The organism is Nostoc sp. (assembly GCF_036916655.1).
Taxonomy (GTDB): domain Bacteria; phylum Cyanobacteriota; class Cyanobacteriia; order Cyanobacteriales; family Nostocaceae; genus Nostoc.
The window spans coordinates 76,196-97,516 of record NZ_JBALFY010000070.1 but is presented as its reverse complement, the minus strand read 5'-3'; the positions used below and the strand labels follow the sequence as shown (position 1 = coordinate 97,516).

The following is a 21,321-nucleotide window of genomic DNA, read 5'->3' as shown; positions in this document are numbered from 1 at the left end:
ACTATAAGGTTACAGAGATGCAAAACTTTTTGAATTTCTGTTCTGAGATCGAATTTTATCTCAAGATCGCTATTAGTTGTACGATTGTTCAGCAAGTATTTTATTTGCTGTTAAACAATATTGAGATCGACTTGATAACGCAGGTGCTATTGTACTGGCTCTTTGGTTCTATCTCATTTTATAGTATTGGCATCCTCATTGAAAAAGGAATTAAAAGCAACGATGTTTTAAGAGATAAGCTGACTGCAAGAGTCAAGACAGTTAAAAATCAACCATTTCCTTCCTTTACTATTCAAGGCATCATTACAGGAGAAATTAAAGCTTTTTTATCAGCATTAATTATTCTATATTTAGCTCCAGAGGTTCATAGAGGAAATAGCTTACTCTTAAACTTTGGATGGTTTTTGATGAGAATAGTTGCTGCTGATTTCTGTTTTTATATTGCTCATCGGCTTTTGCACACCAGATTCTTACAGAAAATCCATCTTAAACATCATGAGTTTCGTGACTCATCAAGTTTTGTTGCTGGACATAAGAGTTTGCTTGAATATATTATTGTTGCGATCGCGGATATTTTGCCTATTTTTATATTTGGATATGACATCACTCAACTGCTTGCATGGAGCGTTATAGGCAATGCTTACAACCTAGAAGGACATAGTTCTTTATCAATATTTTTCATTCCATCAGATTTCCACGATCTTCATCACACTTGCTTTAATGGAAACTATGGCATTCAAGGATTTTGGGACAGAGTATTCAACACACTAAATCCTGTTACTAAGAAGCAAAGAATTATGTTTCCAGTAAGTTTTATCGAGCATATAACTATTAATTCGTCTATTAATAATGACACCGAAAAAATATAATTATTGTCAAGACGGCGATTCATTGCATCTCTTGTCTTAAGCAAACAGTATTGCCTCAAGGTTCTCATGCAGATATCTGGATTTGAGCGATTACGGCATTATTAGCAACTAAAAATCCTATATTCTGAAGGCACTAACAGGACGGGACAAAACCAACATTCCCTATGCGATCGCATTCTCTATGGGTGTAAAGAAACATTATTCAATCAATTATTTTGATGCCAACTGAAAACAACTTGCGTTTCAAGGGAATAATACTGCTTATTTTTGTTAATCTAATCGGTGCTACTACTTTTCTTTCCATTGACTAAAGACATAAATGTATCCTACTTTTTATTTAAGTAAGTCGGCGCAATTAAAGCTAACTAGTGAAGTTCATCATTTGTCATTTTTCATTAATCATTTGTAAGGGTTTTAAGCCTGTTTACGTTTGTCCACATAACTTTGTTTATTCCCGCCGACTTACTTAGCGAGCAAAGATTAGATTAATCCATACTTACTACTTTTTCAATCTTGCCTAAGCTTGTTGGTTCCTCAACTGGAGCATTTTTGTGGAGACGTAGCACTGCTACGTCTCTACATTCTTTTGCTTAAGCTTTTTTCAACCAGCTAAACATAGCGCGTAAATCTTTACCAACTTCCTCAATTTTGTGTTCAGCTTCTTTGCGACGCAAGGCGGTAAATCCTGGTTTACCAGCTTGGTTTTCCAGAACGAATTCTCGTGCAAATTGTCCAGATTGAATTTCACTAAGAATCTTCTGCATTTCAGCTTTGGTTTGTTCGGTGACAATCCGCGGGCCACGGGTATAATCGCCATATTCAGCAGTGTTAGAAATGCTGTCGCGCATTTTAGCTAAACCGCCTTCTACAACCAAGTCAACAATCAGCTTGACTTCATGCAGACATTCAAAATAAGCCAATTCTGGTTGATAACCAGCTTCTACCAAAGTTTCAAATCCGGCTTTGATTAAAGCACTCAAACCACCGCACAATACCGCTTGTTCGCCAAATAAATCTGTTTCAGTTTCTTCGCGGAAAGTGGTTTCAAGAACACCGGCGCGAGTACCACCGATACCTTTAGCATAAGACAAGGCGCGATCGCGTGCCTGACCACTGGCATCTTGATAAACTGCAAAGAGCGCTGGTACACCTTCACCACCTTCATAAGTCCGCCGTACCAAATGCCCCGGCCCTTTTGGTGCAACCATCACCACATCTACGTTAGCTGGTGGTACAACTTGCCCAAAGTGAATATTGAAACCGTGAGCAAAGGCTAATACATTTCCTTCTTCTAAATTGGGTTCAATCTCGTTTTTGTAAATCGTTTTTTGGACTTCATCAGGTAACAAAATCATGATGAAGTCAGCAGCATTGGCCGCATCTGCAACATTTTTCACAGTCAACCCAGCTGCTTCAGCTTTTGCCACTGACTTACTACCCGGATATAGTCCCACAATCACATTCAAACCACTATCTTTGAGATTGAGAGCGTGGGCATGACCTTGGGAACCATAGCCGATGATAGCAATAGTTTTTCCAGCCAAAAGGTCTAAATTGGCATCTTCGTCATAATACATCCGGGTCATAGAAGCATCTCCTGTCAGCAAGCATCGTCATTTATTGGCAGGCTTACGATTGTACCTCAAATTGAGTAACACAGATGAATTATCAATCATTGAATTTATCTCTTTGAACTCAGGGGAAGTGTTTACGACGGCAATAATCGCCTAAGAGACCATTTATAAAGTAAATCTTTAGACGACTAGACGACGTAGCATAATACGGATTTACTTTATAAATAGCCTCTAATTGATAAAGTCCTTGGACATGGGGGATTCGGGATTACTTATAAGGCATTGCATGTTGAGCTAAACCAGACAGTTGTCATCAAGACACCCAATGAACATCACAGCCATGACCCAGAATATGACAAGTATATATTGTTCCAAAGCTCGGTGCGCCTTTATCTCGCTTCGCTGATGAAGATTCCCTGCGATCGCCTTGATTCCTCATGCTCAATCTACGTAAAAATATTTAGAAAAATATTTTACAACTATAAAACCTGCTAGTTAACAATTGGACATTGGAGAAAGCAGATTAGGATTCTGGGTAAACGCCAAGCGATCGCAATTTAGCTCATCAATTAAGTTAAAAAGGGTTTTTTTCATACCAATCAGCTAAAAACCTATGCTTCTGGTTCAACACCGAGCGATCGCAATTGAGCAGTCAAGCGATCGGCTCTTTCATCACCAGTCAACAACAAATTACCCTGCAAATCCCACCAGCGTAGCCAAGGTAATTCCGCATTTTGATAAACTCCTTGCCAAATACCTAACTCAACTCCCAAGCGCGTAATCGGATAATGTCCGCGTTCATTTGCTGCTAATAACTGATATTGTCCACCAATTAATTCATAAACTTCTACACTGGCTTTATTCACTTCATAAATGCCATAATAAGCCGGATGGATTACTTGCTCATAAATCCAAAATTTCCCCTGCCAAGGGGTTTTATCTCGTTCTTCACTACCATCCCCAGAAACAAATTCTAAGGCAATTAAGGGGGCAATAAATTCTCACCACAGTACATAAGACCTCCGCGTTTGTCCATCAAGCAAAGGCGGTACATTTCTTACATAAAACCAATCTGGTGCTTCTGCGCTTCGTTCTGGCGGGTCTGTTAAGCGCCAGTAAATACCTAAGTCCTGACCTATACAATATTGACCTTCAGGATGTAATTTCTTAAGGATAGGTGTAATTGAGTCAGTGAGTAAAATGCTTTGGGGATGCTCTTGCCAATTTTTGCCTCCGGCACGCTCCGCGAACACGAAAGTACTATCTGACCCTGGTAGCTGCGTATGATCGGGGAAAGGAGTGAGGGCGGTGGATGGATCGGTTGCAGAGGTCATAGGTCTAGCCTCGCGCTGGGTGAAGTTTATTTTTTAGTTTAGCTTGCGTACTTAACCAAGTTTTACTCCCAGCTAATAATCCTTTGAGCTAATTAAAAATTGGAGCAAAGCAAGTTGACGAGCTTCACTCCCGACTAATCTCAAAGTACACGCAGTAAGCTAGGAATGCTTTCAATTGCTGATAAATCCCGAATTTCTGCCAAAGCTTGCCGAAAATTTCCTTCTCGCACATCATGAGTGACAACCACAATTTCTGCAAGTTCCCCTTGAAAGCCAGTTTGGACAATTGACTCTAAGCTAACGCCATAGTTACCAAAGCAAGTCCCCAATTTACCGATAACTCCAGGCTGGTCATTGGTAAGGAAACGGGCGTAAAATCGAGTTATCAATTCTGCCATCGGCGCAATTTGACAGTATTCTTGATGTCCACAAGTTAATAAGGGATTTGCAACTGCTGTATTAGTTTTGAGGACAGCAACTAAATTCAAAATATCCGATGTGACAGCACTGGCGGTTGCACCAGCACCAGCACCGGGGCCAAAAAACATTACCTGACCGATGGGTTCTCCTTCGACAAGAATGGCATTGTAAACGCCGTTGATGCTAGCCAAAGGATGGGCTTTGGGCACTAAGGTAGGATGAACTCTGACGGAGAGGGGAGATGCGGGAATATCACGTTTAGCGATCGCTAATAATTTAATCACAAATCCCAATTTTTCGGCGTAGGCAATATCTGTCTTACTGACTTGCCGAATCCCTTCAGTATAAACATCTTGTAAGTTGATGCGTCCACCAAAACCCAATGATGCGAGGATAGCAATTTTATCGCCTGCGTCTAAACCATCGACATCAGCAGTCGGGTCAGCCTCAGCGTAACCCAAACGCTGGGCATCAGCTAAGACATCGCTGAAGTTGCTGCCTTCTGTTTGCATCCGCGTCAGGATGTAGTTCGTTGTACCGTTTACGATACCGGTTATTGTGTGAATCCGGTTAACGCTTAAAGACTGTTTCAGGGGTTGAATCACCGGAATCCCACCACCCACAGCAGCTTCTAGCATGACGTATACGCCTGCTTGATTGGCAGTGGTGAAAATTTCTGCCCCAAAGCGGGCGATCGCTGCTTTATTGGCTGTAACTACATGCTTACCATTACTTAAAGCTTTGAGAATAAGCGATCGCGCCGGCTCTAGTCCGCCCATCACCTCGACAACTATATCTACCGCCGGATCGTTGACAATTGACTCTAAATCTGTAGTTAATACTTCCGTAGACAATTCTACACCACGGGGTTTATCTAGCGATCGCACTCCCACCCGATAAATTTCTATCTCTTGCAACAATGGGTGACGCCCAGCGCTATCTTGCAACAACTGCACTGTTCCCGTTCCCACGGTGCCTAATCCCAGTATTCCTAGTTTCACACCCACAAATTTTGCACCCAATTTATTTTTTAGTGCTGTTAGCGGATAGCTAAGGTTTAGCCCGTGCTGAGTGCTGAGTACTGACTAGTAATAAGTATTATTTAGTACTCTACTCTTCAGAACTGAGAACTCTTGCCTCAGCTATCTACAATATTCATAACAAAACAATTGTAGGTAGAGCGTTTGCCCTACCTACTGATTATCCTGCTTCCTTTGTCATTTGTCCTTCGTCTTTTGTCTAAAACTAATGACTAATGACCAATGACTAATGACAACTTAATAAGTTTCTACGTGCCAGCGATGAGCTTTCTTGAGTTGCTTCTGGTAATCACTCCAGGTTACGCCTTCTTTAGCAGCAGCAGTTGTTAAGGCTGCATCAATGCCTTCTTCCATACCGCGCAAACCGCAGATGTAGGTGTGGGTTTTTTCATTTTTAATCAATTGCCACAATTCATCAGCATGTTCTGCTACGCGGTCTTGGATGTACATCCTACCGCCTTGGGGATTTTTTTGTTCCCGGCTGATGGCAGCAGTCAAACGGAAGTTATCAGGATATTTTTGTTGAATTTCTTCCAGTTCTTCCTTATATAAAAGGTTTGGAGTTGTGGGCACGCCAAATATTAGCCAAGAGAATCCTTTAAATTGGTATTCTGGGTTAGCTGCTCTTTCTGCATCTTTAAACTGACGCCACAGATAAGCCCGCATCGGGGCAATACCCGTTCCAGTTGCCAACATGATGACATTAGCTTCGGGATCTTCGGGTAACAACATTTCCTTACCCACAGGCCCGGTAATTTTTACCTCTTCCCCTGGCTTGAGGAAACACAGGTGCGTAGAGCAAACCCCGTAGACTGTTTCGTTAGTTTCTGGGTGCTTGTACTCCAATTGGCGGACGCACAGTGATACTGTCTTATCATCCACATCATCGCCATGACGAGTTGAGGCGATGGAATAGAGTCTAAGTTTTTCTGGCTTGCCGTTCTTGTCTAATCCTGGTGGGATAATCCCAATACTTTGACCTTCTATATACTTCAAATCCCCGGCGGAAATGTCAAATTTGAGGTGTTGAACAATACCAATCCCACCTTCTTTGACTAGCGGTTCATTAGATACTACCTTGCCAATGAACGGAGCATTGGGACGGTAAGTGTTAACAGGAACGTCACCGTGGTCTTTTTTGGCTTTCGCTTGAGTCATGGTGTTGCCTTTCTTGTCCTTGTTCTTGAGCTGTTCTTCAGCTGGTGGTTTAGCAAAACCTTTGGTTTCACTATCAGCTTTTACAGGTGTGGCTTTACCATTCCCTTCACTGTTAGCAGTTTCCCCAGATGTAGCTAACTCGCTGACAACGCCTGTAGCATTCCCAAGTGAGGCTTTACCATTAACTGGCTCTAGCGCAGTTACAGGCTGGATACTAACAATTGTGCCGCCTAGACGAGTGATACGTCGCATTTCTTGATTCATGCGGTTGTAAGGCACTCTGATGAACACACTGCCACTTTTCCGAATTGGGTAGTTAGTTTGATCGGTTTCTTCACTCTGACGCAAACCCACTACTTCATAAAGGAAGATGCGGCTACCTAATTCTGTGTTGGCAGCACCCTCAACAGCACCTTGATTGTACATTCGTTCTACCACTCCGATAATTTACTTAACCGTTTTTCAAAAAAACTATTTCCCATCCCATGCCAGCTTTAGTTTACCGGATTTTCGTTTCACAAAACTGGAGAAAGAAGGAAAAACGGCATCATTAAATTAATGCCTTGCTAAGTACACTCACCAAAGACATGCAGGCATAGCAAAAAACACACCTGTTCACCTTCCAAGGTAAAGGATAAGTCTTGTGGAGAATGTTAATAATGAATCAATTTAATCTTTTTTTCGTTAACTAGCACCTCCATCAGGGAGATAGCTTTTTACCTTACTACTCAAGGAGTAACTTAAAATAGTAGATATTGTTAGAGGAATGCTTTAATTAGAAAAAGCTACCGCTCTGTTTACTTACCTCCAAAAGTTGCCGTTGTGCTTGCCTATTTCAAGAGTTGAAATCTAATAAATCCAAATCCCGGAAGGTTCTCTCCCGATTGGTTTTACTTCTCTAAATCTACTAATCTACCAGAATATTGTTTAGCGATAATTCATAACCCTTCTATGGATAATTACGTGGATAGGACAAATCTCACTACAGACATAACCATGATTTAAGCAACTATAATTTAGTTTCACTTGATGTGAAAAATCTGTCAACCTCTATCAGTACTTTGCCATAACACCGACACTTCTATTTGAGCATATCCATAAATTTACAGGCAATAATTTGACTAGTGCAAGTTGTTGACTCATTCGTTGGATAGATTTTGGCTTTGAATAGCTCAAGCATTGTCAAGCCAGAATTACAATTTAGGAAGATCAAAAAACTCGCTGCCAGAGTAAATTATACCTTATCTACTTGATTAGATAGAGTAACAAGTAGCAGAATGACAGCGCTGCAACACTTACGGCAATGGCGATCCCCATTTTTAAATTAACAACTAAATCAACAAAATCATTGATAAATCACGTTAATTCTTCTTGAAGGCAAATCTTGTATGGGATACCCCCTTCTGTTAAAATCAAATATACCACTAGGATTAAATACTTACCGGCACCAACATTCAGGCTAGTCCGGCGAGTAGCAACTTATTACTTTGTTGTCTACGCGTTTGGTGTCTTATAGATGTGCTAGGTAGCAAGAACGCAGGATAAACCAAAAGAGGTAAACTCCTGGCTTCGGAATCTGCTGTGTGAACAATTATTGACACAACTTTAGTATTTTAGAGGAGATTTATGACAAGTAAGCCGGAACGCGTGGTACTGATTGGAGTAGCCGGAGACTCTGGATGCGGTAAATCTACGTTTTTGCGTCGTTTGATAGATTTGTTTGGTGAAGATTTAATGACAGTCATCTGTTTGGATGATTATCACTCCCTGGATCGTAAACAGCGCAAAGAAACAGGGATAACAGCACTAGACCCCAGGGCGAACAATTTTGACTTGATGTATGAGCAAATTAAAGCGCTCAAAAGTGGTCAAGCTATTGATAAGCCGATTTACAATCACGAAACCGGCTTGATTGACCCGGCAGAGCGGGTAGAGCCGAATCACATTATCGTTGTTGAAGGACTGCATCCTTTATATGATGAGCGGGTGCGATCGCTAATCGACTTCAGTGTTTATTTTGACATTAGTGATGAAGTCAAAATTGCCTGGAAAATCCAGCGAGATATGGCTGAACGCGGTCATCGCTACGAAGATGTCTTAGCGCAAATCAATTCCCGCAAACCTGACTTTGAAAAGTTTATCGAGCCACAAAGAGAATTTGCCGATGTAGTTCTCCAAGTATTGCCCACAAACTTGATCAAAAACGACACCGAGCGTAGAGTCTTAAGGGTACGTATGCTCCAGCGCGAAGGTAAGGAAGGCTTCGATCCAACCTACCTATTTGATGAAGGGTCAACAATTAATTGGACTCCCTGTGGACGCAAGCTGACCTGTTCTTACCCTGGTATGCAGTTGTACTACGGTTCAGATGTTTACTACGGCCGCTATGTCTCAGTACTAGAGGTTGATGGTCAATTTGACAACTTAGAAGAAGTAATTTACATCGAAACCCATCTCAGCAATACATCCACCAAATATCAGGGTGAATTGACTCACTTGTTACTCCAGCACCGCGAGTATCCAGGTTCCAATAATGGTACTGGTTTCTTCCAAGTGCTTACAGGTTTGAAGATGCGTGCTGCCTATGAGCGTTTGACAGCTACGGAAGCAAAGTTAGCGGTTCAGGTTTAAAGCAGCAGTGTTTGTGTCAAAGCTTGTGGGGACGCTTCCGGGCGTCCCCCTTTTTTTGTGTCATTAAATACATTTTAACTGAAAAAGAATCACCATATATTTATATTATTTACGGATATTTATCTTATAGTTAGTGGTTTTTATCAATATCAAAAAGATACTAACGACTGAAGTATAAATATTGTTATGATTTCATAAATTAGTAGTTGAACTAAATACTCACATTTAGTCAACGAAAAAACTCTCGATGGAGGAATTTCCTTTGTCTCGTCGATATTTATTTACCTCCGAGTCAGTCACCGAAGGTCATCCAGATAAAATTTGCGATCAGATTTCTGATACTATTCTGGATGCTCTATTGACACAAGACCCCAGTAGCCGTGTTGCAGCTGAAGTAGTAGTTAACACTGGTTTGGTGCTAATCACTGGTGAAATAACCACCAAAGCCAATGTGAATTTCGTCAATCTCGCCCGCAAAAAAATTGCCGAAATTGGCTATACCAATGCCGATAATGGCTTTTCTGCCAATAGCACCAGTGTTCTGGTAGCTTTAGACGAACAATCACCTGATATTGCTCAAGGCGTTAACACCGCCCACGAAACCCGCGAGCAAGATAGTGATGAACAATTTGATAAAATTGGTGCGGGCGATCAAGGTATAATGTTTGGTTTCGCCAGCAACGAAACACCAGAACTGACACCATTGCCCATCAGTCTCGCGCATCGCATTGCCCGCCGATTAGCAGCAGTCCGCAAAACAGGTGAATTGCCATACCTGCGTCCTGACGGCAAAACCCAAGTAACTGTAGCTTACGAAGATGGACGCCCAGTAGGTATTGATACTATTCTGATTTCTACCCAACATGCAGCTACTATTGGGGAAATCACAGATGAGGTGGCTGTACAAGCCAAAATTAAACAAGACCTCTGGTCAGCAGTGGTCGAACCTGTTTTTGGCGATATTGACATTAAGCCTAACGATCAGACACGTTTTTTAGTCAACCCCACTGGCAAATTTGTCGTTGGTGGCCCTCAGGGAGATTCTGGTCTGACAGGACGGAAAATAATCGTTGATACCTACGGTGGTTATTCACGACATGGTGGCGGCGCTTTTTCTGGTAAAGACCCCACAAAGGTAGACCGTTCTGCTGCTTATGCGGCTCGCTATGTGGCGAAAAATATTGTCGCCGCCGGATTGGCAGACAAAGTTGAAATCCAGCTATCCTATGCGATTGGTGTAGCACGACCAACAAGTATCCTAGTGGATACCTTTGGTACTGGCAAAGTGGATGAAGAAACCTTACTGGACTTAATCAACAAGCACTTTGAACTCCGTCCAGCGGGGATTATCCATACTTTCAACTTACGCAACTTACCAAGTGAACGAGGCGGACGTTTTTATCAGGACGTCGCGGCTTACGGTCATTTTGGGCGGGCTGATTTAGACTTGCCTTGGGAACAGACCGATAAGGCCGAATTGTTGAAGCAAGCAGCAAAGGATTCACTTTCGGCAGTAGTTGCTCAGGCTGTGACTTAGACTTATACGCTACTGCAAAAACTTAGTTTATATACATGAGGGTATTGGCAACTTGACAAGTTACCGATGCCCTCATTTTTTTGCTAGCCGACTGCATCAGTGTAAGCAAAGTCCGTTGTAGACATCGCACTCAATACGGTTCGGTTAAGGCAAGAGACGCGATAAATCGCCGTCTCTACAAGGGACTGATTATTTATGTTGGGTTACGCTTTGCCCATTTAAGCTTGTCACGCCACTACATAGCGCTTTAATCTAATTTTTCTTTAACTACTGTCTCATCTCTAAAGCCAACCAGTACGGCTGTTCCATCTTTCACAAAAAGCGGACGCTTGAGCAGCATTGCATCAAGAGCGAAGGCATCAATCCACTGTCGATCAGTCCAAGTCTTTTTTTGTTCTCCTAAAGCGCGGTAGGATTGACCGGAGGTATTTCGCATGGCAGCGTAACCCAGAGACTTTACCCAGTTTTGGATCTGCTCACGGGTAGGTGGAGTATCTTTGGTGTTGATGAACTCATAGTCAATGCTTCTAGCTTGGAGCCACGTCAAAGCTTTTTTGCAAGTGCCACAGTTGGGGATGCCGTAGACTTCAAGAGACATAAACAGTTAAGCAACTATCTCTATATATTACATAACTGGTGTAACTTCTGCGACTAATTGTCTATCCTTGGATTTCTATTATAAATATTTATTACCGATGGCGATCGCATACTAAGTTTTCATACTTTCGTTGCCACTATACGCATTAACTTAATCACAAAAAGAAACCCTCTCTGCTTTTGTCATAGTAAAGTCATTACAAGACAGAGGGGTTTCATTTATCTTAATATTTCTGTAGAGGCAGGTTTTAAGGATAATTCTGGCAACAAAAAACTAGTTTATTTGATTTAAGACCCGCCAAGACTGAATGTTGTGTTGATTTTAACCTGCCAACTTAGTTGAGCCTATTTCCAATCGGGAATCTCGGCATCTTCACCACCAATCCCGATTCCAGTATTAAATACTTCTGCATCGGTCAGGTTGAGATCGTTCATTGATGCTTGATACACATTAGAATCGTGAATTGTAGCGCGAGTAAAATTTACTCCGTTGAGATTGACTTGCTTCAAATTCACATTCGTTACATAAGCAGATGTTAGGTTAGCACCTGCCAAGTTTGCACCAGTTAAGTCAGCACCTTCGAGGTTTGCTCCGACAAGGTTTGCTCCTTGGAGTTTCGAGCCTCTCAAGTCAGCACCAATTAAATGAGCGCCACTGAGGTTAGCTCCCGATAGATCGCACTTAACACATTCCCCAGTTGAAAGCAGCTTTTGTAAATCCTGTGGATTCTCGGCTCTAACCGAGCTAGCGAAAAATAGGGGTGTTGCTAAGGCCATGGCCGCTAATAGCTGGAGTTTCATAATTTTCCCCCTTAATAATCAAGTTGCGTCCGTTCTGTCCCTCACAACTCTATTATCTCACTAAACTTCGTGAGGTCAATCTATCTTGTGACAATCTATCTCCTGACAGGTTTGTTGCGATCGGAAAGAGGAATATAAAGTAATGTCACAAACACCATTAATTCGGATTTATGGCGATTTTACCTGATAATTCCGCACAAAAAGCCAGTATTAAATCACTATTAAATCTTTTGAAAAGCTGGATTTACTCACATAGTTGGGTTGATAAGTATTTATACTTTATCAATTGATGGTTGAGCTTCATTCCTCAGAAATTCTCGCATATACTGATTAACCAATTCCGGCTGTTCTTGCTGCACCCAATGGCCACAATTAGGAATGTACTTGATTTGAAAATCCCTGACATAAGCTGCGGTGTTGTAGGTTAGTTCCTTGCCGAGTGCGGTGTCATTTTCTCCCCAAATCATCAGTGTTGGCACTTCCAGAACGCCCCAATTTGGATTTAGCATTCTCTGCTGAAAAATATTGCGGTAATAGTTCAACATTGCTGTTAGGGCACCGCGTTTGGCAGCAGCATCTTTATATGCGTCAATATCAGCTTTGGTGAAAGCACTCTTGTTAACTGCTGTACCTTTAAAAATTGTTTCAATTGCTTGATAATCTGAAGATTGTAAGAATATTTCTGGCACCCAGGGTAGTTGAAAGAGGAAAATGTAGTAACTACGTTGCAACTGTGGAAGAGTGCGTAAGCCTTGGGCAAATTTGGCAGGATGAGGCAGGTTAAGGATAATTAATCGCTCTACAATTTCGGGATGAGTGTATGCAAAAGCCCAAGCGATCGCACCGCCCCAATCATGTCCAGCTAAAACACATTTTTGGTATCCTAAGGCTTTAATTACTCCTGCAACATCTTTGATAAATTCATCCATTACATAAGCTGATTGCTCTGTTGGTTTATCACTATCGTTGTATCCACGCAAATCAATGGCGACGACTTTAAAATCTTGAGCAAATTCCGATATTTGATGCCGCCAAGAGTACCAAAATTCAGGAAACCCATGCAACATCAACATTAAGGGGCCTTCACCTTGGGTAACGTAGTGTAGCTTCACCCCATTAGTAGTTATATATTCGTGTTTCCAAGTTGTTTCGATTACAGACATAATTAATCCCAATTCAGCATTACAAAACACTAAATAATAATATTTTACTTAATAAGTGTAATATGATTTTTAGGAACCTCACATCTATTAAAAGACAGTACTACAATAGTGATTTATTACAAAATAATTAAACAATTTGCCCTGGGATCAGGGCAAACGCATCTAATTTGGCAGGGATGGTAAAACAACTGATACCCAAGGCGCTCTGCAAACAATTGTCAATCAGCCATTTGGAAAGTTTTTGCTGGTTTTAGTTGCAATTGGCTTGATTGGATATGTAATCTGGCGTTTTGTACAGGCAATTAAAGACCCAGAAAATAAAGGTAACGATGCCAAAGGTTTAGCAGTACGAATTGCTTACGCAGTTAATGGCTTGATTTATGCAAGTCTAGCCTTAAGCGCTGTGCAAATCGTTATGGGTACAGGCAGTGGTAAAAATAGTAGGCGAGCAACGCGATTTGGTGAGATCGGGGAAAAAGGTGCGATCGCTAAAAATTTAATTTAGATACAATGTAATTTTATTTACAAGAGAAATCCTGCATCACAGGATAATTGATCTTGATGAGATATCTCAAAAAGATTACTAGCAAGCTATTTGACAATTATTTATAGACTACTTTAGTCATTCACTTTCCCGTTTAACATAATTCACTAATTATAAGTTCAGTAAAATTATTGAAATATAATTCAATTGATAAATTTACTACTGTATAAAATTATCAATTTTTAAAATAATTTGCTATTTATCATACGGTAACTATATCGATGTATGAGTGTATTAAGTTAGCTAAAATACGGTAACTATATCGACCTATGAGTGTTTGACTACGATAAAAGTCCGGTAAAATCATCGACTTTTGAGGGAATTTACTAATAAAAACTAGCTTAAAATTACTAATTTAAACTTAAATTTCAATATACGTTTTTATTCCTGGACAACTTAAAAGCGCGTGTTAGAATTACAGCAAAAGCGCATAATAAATAGTCGGTAAGCTTAATTAACTTACTAACTTTAAGGACTGTAATAATTGGTTTACTCAGGCTTGATTATGGGTATTTGAAGCAAGACTAAAATTATTGAGTCTTAAATAAAAAACATTGAGGTAAAAATATAAATCATGAAGTACGTAAATCGTTTTTTTAGTACTCTATTTGTTGTCAGCACTGGACTATATTTACTACCTCATTCGGTAGCCGATGCAGTTACCTTAAGCAATGGCACGATTGCCTTTGCCGAACCACCACGTTTAGTTAGTGCCAGTACTCCATACCGCGATACAAGTATTCCCAATACGACATACTATTTCACTCTGGAAGTGCCAGCGACAGCCGGGGAACCCTTGCAGGAGGTTACTTTTAACCAGATTCAGGGGGCTGAAGATATTGAATTCAATCAAAAAGATACTTTTGCCTTTGAAGGCACACGCAATCGAGAAGGTTCAAAATTAGCACTCAAAACTGTAAAAGGTAACGACAAACAGCAGACTATCACAGTAACCTTTGATACTCCCATAGCACCAGGTAAGACGGTTACTATTGGTCTGCAAACTTACGAGAATCCTTTTAATGATGGCGTCTATTTATTTGACGTTAAGGCTTTTCCCTCTGGTGAGAAAACTGCTGGCCAATCTCTCGGCATTGGGCGCTTTCAATTTTATGGGCCTATGGGTACAGAGAATTAATTTGATTTGGGACTGGGGATTGGGAAAGAGTTTTCCTAATACCCAATACTTAGTCCCTTTTGTCTGACCTATTCGATGGAAAATCTGTTATTTTAAGCATTGGGGACAAGTATAATTCTTGTCCTTTATTTTTTTGAGAAGTTTTCGCCACAAACTAAACTCTCTTCAGGAGTAATGTCAATAAATTTTAATAACCTCTTGTTTTTTACCACAATCTATGCAAATCTCATAACTGTATACTACGGCATATTAATCGGTTTACCGTAGATTCACAGTAAATTAGGTGGGTTATCCGATAAACTCAAAATTTAGTGCCAAGTAAACTTTTAGCGTCCATTACAAGGGTTCTTGAAAGCTATGTCTGAGCCACGCTACGGGATCTGGATTCCCGTTTACGGCAACTGCGGCGTAATGAACCATCCTCTTGAACCTCGTGATGCCAGTTATTCACGAGCTAAGGATCTTATCCAGTTGGCTGAACAGTGTGGGTTTACTACAACTTTGATCGCAGAACACATCATTAATCCCAGAAATCAACAACTAGATCAGCTGGAAACTTGGACAGCAGCAGCAGCCCTTGCCGAAGCCACAAATTCTATCGAAATTATTGCCGCTGTGAAGCCTTTACTTTTTCATCCAGCAATCTTAGCGAAGATGGCATTAGGTATTGATGCGATAAGTGGTGGGCGTTTTGCAATCAACTTAGTAAGTGCTTGGTTTAAGCCAGAAATGGAGAAATCAGGCATATCTTTTCTTCCCCACGATGAGCGCTACCGCTATTCCAATGAGTGGATCAGAGTAGTCAAGGCGCTGTGGAGTGGAGAAAGAGTTAACTTTCAAGGAGATTATTTTCAGATCAGCGATCTCAGCTTTAATCCTCCTCCCGTAGCTAATCCTCATCCACGCGTGTATGTGGGAGGTGAGTCAGAATCAGCGCAGGCATTAGCGGCAAAAGAGGCAGATGTATTTTTTCTCAATGGTCGTCCTATAGAAGTGATCCGAGAAACCATTGCTCAAGTTGCAAAACAGCCGCGCGATCGCTCCAAACCACTGGGCTTTGCAATGTCCGCATTTGTGATTGCTCGACCCACAGATGAAGAAGCCCAAGAAGAATACCACAACTTGCGGGCAATGGTAGTAGCACAAGACGATCGCTCAGAGTTGCTCAAAGGAGTCGATTCGGAAGTTGTGATGTTTAAGAACTTGGCCAAGTACCCAGGCGTAGGAAGTAACGGTGGCACGGCTGCTGGCTTAGTTGGTAGCTATGACACCGTGGCTAGTCGCATTGCCGAATTTAACAGAGTGGGAATTGGCACATTTATGCTGCAATTTCAGCCGTTCGCGACTGAAATGAGGCATTTTTCCGAGGAGGTAATGCCACGAGTGCGTAGGCGTAGCCCGCCGGAGGCATCGCTAGAACTGGTGGCAGGATAGGGACTGGGAAAGAAGCAAGGGAGCAGGGAGCAGGGAGAAAGGGAGAAGAGTTTTCCCCTCTGCCTTTTTTCAATTCCCAATTCAATAAGTTAGGAGGTGTAATAGTGAGTTTATATCAATCTGAGTCAGGCAATAGTACTACATCACAACTGAATTTAGAGACAGATGTTTTAGTCATCGGCGGTGGCCCATCGGCAACTTGGGCGGCTTGGAATGCTGCCGCCCAAGGGGTAAGAGTGATACTCGTAGATAAAGGCTACTGCGGTACGAGCGGAGCAACAGCACCTTCTGGTACTGGTGTTTGGTATGTTCCACCTGACCCAGAACAGCGGGAAGCGGCGATGGCGAGTCGGGAAGCTCTAGGGGGTTTCCTCTCAGAGCGTCCTTGGATGGAACGTGTATTAGATCAGACTTATACAAACCTGAATAAACTGTCAGATTGGGGCTATCCTTTTCCTGTAGATGATGAAGGGCGTCCCCATCGGCGATCGCTACAACAAGCTCATGATTATATGCGCTTGATGCGGAAAAAGATTACTAGAGCAGGCGTGAAAATACTTGACCACAGTCCAGCTTTAGAATTGCTGGTAGATACAGAAGATGTCGTGGCGGGTGCTAAAGGTATTTGTCGCCAAACGGGCGATCGCTGGACAGTAAAAGCCGGAGCCGTAGTAATTGCTACTGGTGGTTGTGCCTTCCTCAGTAAAGCTTTAGGTTGTAACGTTCTCACAGGCGATGGTTACTTAATGGCAGCTGAAGCAGGTGCAGAAATGTCAGGAATGGAATTTTCCAATGCTTACGCCCTATCACCAGCTTTTTCTTCCGTTACCAAAGGCGCTTACTACCGTTGGGCAACCTTCTATTACCAAGATGGTACAGAAATTGAAGGGGCAGGTTCTCAAAAAGGGCGATCGATCATTGCCCGTACCCTGCTTACCCAACCTGTTTATGCTTGCCTAGATAAAGCAACTCCCGAAATTCAAGCGATGTTGCGGACTGTGCAACACAACTTCTTGTTACCCTTTGACCGTATGGGTATCGACCCCTTCACCCAACATTTCCCCGTAACTCTGCGTCTAGAGGGAACAGTACGCGGTACAGGTGGCATTCGGATTACCGATTATACCTGTGCTAGCACCGTACCCGGACTCTATGCTGCTGGTGATGCCGCAACACGGGAATTGATTTGTGGTGGCTTTACCGGTGGTGGTAGTCATAACGCCGCCTGGGCAACCTCTTCAGGATATTGGGCAGGTGAAGCAGCAGCCAACTACGCCCGCCAACTGGGAACTCAAGCCAATCAACGCACCGTCCGCGGACTTGGAGAAGCTGGAGTGTCTGCCAATAACGCCAGCAGTAGCAGCTTTGCTCCCTCAGAAGTGATTCGAGCAGTCCAAGCAGAAGTATTCCCCTACGATCGCAATCTATTCCGTACAGAGCAAGGATTGACAGAATCTCTTGGTCGCCTAAATCACCTCTGGAAAGAAATTCGCAATAGTCAAGGAGTGTCAGAAGATCAAGCTGTTCAAGCTAGAGAAGCCACTGCAATGGTAGCGACAGCCCGGTGGATGTACTCTAGCGCCCTAGAACGCAAAGAAAGTCGTGGTATGCACAAACACTTAGACTATCCTGAGCAAGATCCAAATCAATACCACCGTTTACTAAGTGGTGGTTTAGATCGAGTGTGGGTAAAGCCTCAAAAACTAGAAACTACTGCTAAAGAGAGGGAATTAGTAGCACTGTGATTGAACTAGTTAGTGAATCTCGATGTATTAAATGCAATATCTGCGTTTCGGCCTGTCCCACCAACGTCTTTGACAAAGTGCCAGACGGGCCACCAAGAATTGCTCGTAAAAGCGACTGCCAAACCTGCTTTATGTGCGAACTGTATTGTCCAGTAAACGCATTGTTCGTTGCTCCACAGGCAGATGAGTCTGTGGAAGTTGATGAAGAAACTCTCATAGCAGCAGGATTGTTGGGCGGATACCGAGAAACCCTTGGTTGGAATCCCGGAGGCACTCCAGCAGGTGTCAGAGAACAATCAGCCAAAATATTTATGGGTCGTAACAATTTGCCCAGCGACCCCCAAGGCAGGATTCTTCCTTGGAGCAACTCATCTAATTCCCAGTCGAATTAAGGCGAGGGATTGGGGACTGGGGATTGGGGACTGGGGACTGAGGGAAAGTTTTCCAAATACTCAATGCTCAGTACCCAATACCCTCAATAATTGGGCGATCGCTCAACCAAAAAGTACTGATTAGCTTGTCTTATTTAAAACTCACACACAGGAAAAAACCATGACTGCAATTCTCACACGTCCAGCTTGGACAATTGAATTTGAAACTGAAACTATTGACAGACTAATTGATAAGCACGCTCCGCATATTCCGAAAAAGCGGTTGTATGAACAAAGAGCGATCGCTACAAAAGAAGAAATAGATAATTTCTACCCCTTCCGCGTTGGTGGAGCAGCTCACGATCTATTTATTGTGCAAGTTGTCGCCAACATCATCGATAAAATTCCCGACCCGGAATTGCAGCTATTTTTAAGTCGGCAACTTGGTGATGATGGCGCACACGCTGAAAATACCCGTCGGCGTATAGAAGTATTATTTGGCCACGACCCCATAGACGATATTCAAAAGCAAGTACAAAAGCATTGGGACTATTTGGGAGACTTGCCCATACGTGATTGGTTAGGCTGGTTAGCCTGGGAACTACATTATGAACATCATATTGTTGCCCCTGGCGTGTTAAATCGGCGGCTGTCAAGATTGTACGATCCAATCTCGTCAACCTTTGCTACAGAGAGAATCATTCCCGATGAAACATACCACCGTGCAGGAGTCGCGCAGTGGTGGCACCGTAAATTTGACAAAGCCTCATCAACTGAAAAAGCCGATTTAGCCGCACAAGTAATAGAAGCAGACGAAGAAGTTCAACGCCGCCGCAATCCCTATCTTAAAGAGCATGGACAGATTACCCGCCGTGCCCTTGGCGTTGAAGTTGAAGGAGGAGATGTAATTTACGACACTTGGCGACAAGAGGTACTATCTTACTTCTTCGATATTCCTGTTTCCAAACTACCAAAACTCGTGAGTATTAACGATTAAACAAGGGACTGGGGACTGGGGATTGGGGACTAGGAACTGGGACGTATTTTCAAACTACTCGTTTAGCCTCCTAAAGTTTGAAAATCCTCTAAATTCTCCATTCTCCTTAAAAAGGCTCAGAGCAAGCCTTTTTAAAGAAGGTCGAGTGGATCTAATACTTTGAAAACACGTGCTAGGAAGCGCTAATCCCCATTCCCCATTCCCCATTTCCCAATCCCCAATCCCCAAAAAAATATGACAGCAATCCTCACACGTCCAGCTTGGACAACTGAATTAGAAGTTGAAATTTTCAACAAACTGATTGACAAGCACGCTCCTCATCTTCCCAAAACACGTCAGGAAGATCCCAGACCACCAGTAACACCAGAAGAAAAACAGAATTTCTACCGATATCGTGTTGCTGGTGCAGCCCATGATTTATTCATTGTCCAAGTTTGTGCCAAAGTAATAGACCAAATTTCCGACCCAGAATTACAGCTGTTTTTGAGCCGACAACTGGGAGATGACGGCGCACACGCTCAAAATACTCGTCTCAGAGCGCAAGCTATATCTGGATATGACCCTATTGAAGATATCCAAAAGCAGGTACAAAAGCATTGGGACTACCAAGGAGATTTACCCATTCGTAACTGGCAAGGTTTCTTGTCTTTTGAATTGCATTACGAACTCCATATCGTATCTCTGCTTTTGCTCAACAGTCGGATTAGCAAAATCAATGACCCAGAATCAGCAAAGTTTGCTGCTGAGAGAATCTTGCCAGATGAAGCAGTTCACCGTCTAGGAGTTGTGGATTGGTGGCAGCGTAAATTTGACAAAGCCTCGCCATCTGAGAAAGAGGATTTAGTCGCACAAGTCCTAGAAGCAGATGAAGAAGGTCAACGCCGCCGCAGTACCTATCTTAAAGATCATTGGCAGCTAGCTAACCGCGCTATTGGCATTGAAGTTGATGATTTGCCAGTAATTTATGATGCCTGGCGGCGGGAAGTACTCTCTTACTTCTTGGATATTCCCATCTCCAAACTGCCCAAACTTGTGAGTGTTAACGATTAGGTACTAGAGATGAGGGAGCAGGGAGAAGAATTTTCCCCTCCGCCCCCTGCCCCTCTGCCTCTTTTCAATGCCCAATTCCCAATTTCCAAAAAGAAACTTTATGACTGCAACTCTAACTCGGACTTGGAATGTAGAGTTTGAACAAGAAACTCTAGAAAAATTGATTAGCAAGCACGCGCCTCACGTTCCCCTGACTCGTGAACACGCTAGCCGTCCCCCAGAAACAGAAGAAGAAAAAGCAGGTTTTTATCAGTACTGGGCTGCAACAGGTGGACACGACTTGTCTATTGTGCAAGCAGCTAGTAAGGCAATTTTGTTGATTCCTGACCCCGATTTGCATTTAATTTTAAGCAGACAAATTGGGGATGATGGGGCCCATGCGATCGCCTTTCGGGAACGAATTATTGCTCTCACCGGACGCGATCCCATTGACGATATCCGCAAGGAAGCTGAACGCCATTGGGAGTTTTTAGGAGATGTACCCTATCGCAATTGGCTAGGTTTTGTTGCCTGGGAACTGCATTACGAGCATTACATCTTGCCTCAAGTTTGGTTCAATAAACTGACATCCACAATTGGAGACGAGGAATTAGCCCAGAAGAGTAAAGAGCATTTCAATGATGATGAAGCGGTTCATCGGATTACGATCGCTAATTGGTGGCGCAAAAAGTTTGAGCAAGCCTCACCGACTGAAAAATCGGAAATCGCCGCACAGTTATTAGAACTCGACGAAGAAATTCAGCAACGTCGCGCTCCTTATATTAAACAGCGCTGGCAAGATGCTGAAAATTTCAATGGTGCTAATACCAAAGGCATCGAGCCAGTATACGATGCTTGGCGTAAAGAGGTAATTTCTTACCTACTTGATATTCCTAATCCTCAACTCACTTCTATTAGTCAATAAGCAAGTAGAACGAA

General features: G+C 42.5%; 16 protein-coding genes and 2 pseudogenes. 11 read left to right on the top strand and 7 right to left on the bottom strand.

What is annotated here, in order from left to right; genetic code table 11:
- Positions 1–17: 17 nt before the first annotated feature.
- On the top strand, positions 18–869 hold the full coding sequence (locus V7L31_RS20615) for a sterol desaturase family protein (protein ID WP_334697967.1): 852 nt from the start codon (positions 18–20) through the stop codon (positions 867–869).
- Between the two features lie 590 nt (positions 870–1,459).
- On the opposite strand, the gene ilvC is transcribed toward V7L31_RS20615, so the two are convergent.
- The 4 genes and pseudogenes from ilvC to petH all read right to left on the bottom strand — a co-directional run bounded on the left by ilvC (position 1,460) and on the right by petH (position 6,821).
- Positions 1,460–2,455, bottom strand: coding sequence for a ketol-acid reductoisomerase (gene ilvC / locus V7L31_RS20610; RefSeq protein WP_334697966.1), 996 nt, complete (start codon positions 2,453–2,455; stop codon positions 1,460–1,462).
- A gap of 599 nt (positions 2,456–3,054) precedes the next feature.
- Positions 3,055–3,777 (bottom strand): annotated as a pseudogene (locus tag V7L31_RS20600) (Uma2 family endonuclease).
- A 140-nt stretch (positions 3,778–3,917) separates the two neighbouring features.
- Positions 3,918–5,204: a homoserine dehydrogenase gene (locus V7L31_RS20595; protein WP_334698001.1), complete on the bottom strand. Its 1,287-nt coding sequence runs from the start codon at positions 5,202–5,204 to the stop codon at positions 3,918–3,920.
- 270 nt (positions 5,205–5,474) lie between these two features.
- Positions 5,475–6,821, bottom strand: coding sequence for a ferredoxin--NADP reductase (gene petH, locus V7L31_RS20590; RefSeq protein ID WP_334697965.1), 1,347 nt, complete (start codon positions 6,819–6,821; stop codon positions 5,475–5,477).
- A gap of 1,200 nt (positions 6,822–8,021) precedes the next feature.
- Here petH and V7L31_RS20585 point away from each other — a divergent pair.
- Positions 8,022–9,026 (top strand): phosphoribulokinase, encoded by a 1,005-nt coding sequence (locus tag V7L31_RS20585; RefSeq protein ID WP_292846298.1) that lies wholly within the window; start codon positions 8,022–8,024, stop codon positions 9,024–9,026.
- Positions 9,027–9,288: 262 nt separating this feature from the next.
- A complete protein-coding gene (gene metK, locus V7L31_RS20580) occupies positions 9,289–10,563 on the top strand; it encodes a methionine adenosyltransferase (RefSeq protein WP_334697964.1) in 1,275 nt (424 codons plus the stop codon).
- Between the two features lie 247 nt (positions 10,564–10,810).
- Here metK and V7L31_RS20575 read toward each other — a convergent pair whose 3' ends face one another.
- The 3 genes from V7L31_RS20575 to V7L31_RS20565 all read right to left on the bottom strand — a co-directional run bounded on the left by V7L31_RS20575 (position 10,811) and on the right by V7L31_RS20565 (position 13,124).
- Positions 10,811–11,161: a Spx/MgsR family RNA polymerase-binding regulatory protein gene (locus V7L31_RS20575; protein ID WP_334697963.1), complete on the bottom strand. Its 351-nt coding sequence runs from the start codon at positions 11,159–11,161 to the stop codon at positions 10,811–10,813.
- Between the two features lie 344 nt (positions 11,162–11,505).
- Positions 11,506–11,961: a pentapeptide repeat-containing protein gene (locus V7L31_RS20570; RefSeq protein WP_292846304.1), complete on the bottom strand. Its 456-nt coding sequence runs from the start codon at positions 11,959–11,961 to the stop codon at positions 11,506–11,508.
- A gap of 272 nt (positions 11,962–12,233) precedes the next feature.
- A complete protein-coding gene (locus V7L31_RS20565) occupies positions 12,234–13,124 on the bottom strand; it encodes an alpha/beta fold hydrolase (protein WP_334697962.1) in 891 nt (296 codons plus the stop codon).
- A 181-nt stretch (positions 13,125–13,305) separates the two neighbouring features.
- Between V7L31_RS20565 and V7L31_RS20560 the strand changes: the two are divergent.
- The 8 genes and pseudogenes from V7L31_RS20560 to V7L31_RS20525 form a co-directional block, all read left to right on the top strand.
- A pseudogene (locus V7L31_RS20560) lies at positions 13,306–13,629 on the top strand (DUF1206 domain-containing protein); the annotation flags it as partial.
- A 613-nt stretch (positions 13,630–14,242) separates the two neighbouring features.
- Entirely contained in the window at positions 14,243–14,806 is a 564-nt protein-coding gene (locus tag V7L31_RS20555) for a DUF2808 domain-containing protein (RefSeq protein ID WP_334697961.1), read from the top strand.
- A 357-nt stretch (positions 14,807–15,163) separates the two neighbouring features.
- On the top strand, positions 15,164–16,240 hold the full coding sequence (locus V7L31_RS20550) for an LLM class flavin-dependent oxidoreductase (protein WP_334697960.1): 1,077 nt from the start codon (positions 15,164–15,166) through the stop codon (positions 16,238–16,240).
- 104 nt (positions 16,241–16,344) lie between these two features.
- Positions 16,345–17,985 carry an FAD-binding protein gene (locus V7L31_RS20545; RefSeq protein WP_334697959.1) on the top strand — a complete coding sequence of 547 codons (1,641 nt, stop codon included), beginning with the start codon at positions 16,345–16,347 and terminating at the stop codon, positions 17,983–17,985.
- On the top strand, positions 17,982–18,377 hold the full coding sequence (locus V7L31_RS20540) for a ferredoxin family protein (protein WP_334697958.1): 396 nt from the start codon (positions 17,982–17,984) through the stop codon (positions 18,375–18,377). The genes V7L31_RS20545 and V7L31_RS20540 overlap by 4 nt, the downstream gene beginning before the upstream one ends.
- A gap of 160 nt (positions 18,378–18,537) precedes the next feature.
- The gene (locus tag V7L31_RS20535) at positions 18,538–19,353 is read left to right on the top strand and encodes a hypothetical protein (protein WP_334697957.1); all 816 of its coding nucleotides are present in this window, start codon (positions 18,538–18,540) and stop codon (positions 19,351–19,353) included.
- Between the two features lie 234 nt (positions 19,354–19,587).
- Positions 19,588–20,403: a hypothetical protein gene (locus tag V7L31_RS20530; RefSeq protein WP_334697956.1), complete on the top strand. Its 816-nt coding sequence runs from the start codon at positions 19,588–19,590 to the stop codon at positions 20,401–20,403.
- 100 nt (positions 20,404–20,503) lie between these two features.
- The gene (locus V7L31_RS20525) at positions 20,504–21,307 is read left to right on the top strand and encodes a hypothetical protein (RefSeq protein WP_292848569.1); all 804 of its coding nucleotides are present in this window, start codon (positions 20,504–20,506) and stop codon (positions 21,305–21,307) included.
- The last annotated feature ends 14 nt before the right edge of the window (positions 21,308–21,321 follow it).

Bases quoted from the DNA above. Each gene is read 5' to 3' on its own strand.
- V7L31_RS20530 (WP_334697956.1), top strand. From the start codon at position 19,588: ATGACAGCAATCCTCACACGTCCAGCTTGGACAACTGAATTAGAAGTT.
- V7L31_RS20550 (WP_334697960.1), top strand. From the start codon at position 15,164: ATGTCTGAGCCACGCTACGGGATCTGGATTCCCGTTTACGGCAACTGC.
- V7L31_RS20525 (WP_292848569.1), top strand. From the start codon at position 20,504: ATGACTGCAACTCTAACTCGGACTTGGAATGTAGAGTTTGAACAAGAA.
- V7L31_RS20535 (WP_334697957.1), top strand. From the start codon at position 18,538: ATGACTGCAATTCTCACACGTCCAGCTTGGACAATTGAATTTGAAACT.
- V7L31_RS20585 (WP_292846298.1), top strand. From the start codon at position 8,022: ATGACAAGTAAGCCGGAACGCGTGGTACTGATTGGAGTAGCCGGAGAC.
- V7L31_RS20575 (WP_334697963.1), bottom strand. From the start codon at position 11,161: ATGTCTCTTGAAGTCTACGGCATCCCCAACTGTGGCACTTGCAAAAAA.
- V7L31_RS20570 (WP_292846304.1), bottom strand. From the start codon at position 11,961: ATGAAACTCCAGCTATTAGCGGCCATGGCCTTAGCAACACCCCTATTT.
- V7L31_RS20565 (WP_334697962.1), bottom strand. From the start codon at position 13,124: ATGTCTGTAATCGAAACAACTTGGAAACACGAATATATAACTACTAAT.
- V7L31_RS20555 (WP_334697961.1), top strand. From the start codon at position 14,243: ATGAAGTACGTAAATCGTTTTTTTAGTACTCTATTTGTTGTCAGCACT.
- ilvC (WP_334697966.1), bottom strand. From the start codon at position 2,455: ATGACCCGGATGTATTATGACGAAGATGCCAATTTAGACCTTTTGGCT.
- V7L31_RS20615 (WP_334697967.1), top strand. From the start codon at position 18: ATGCAAAACTTTTTGAATTTCTGTTCTGAGATCGAATTTTATCTCAAG.
- petH (WP_334697965.1), bottom strand. From the start codon at position 6,821: ATGTACAATCAAGGTGCTGTTGAGGGTGCTGCCAACACAGAATTAGGT.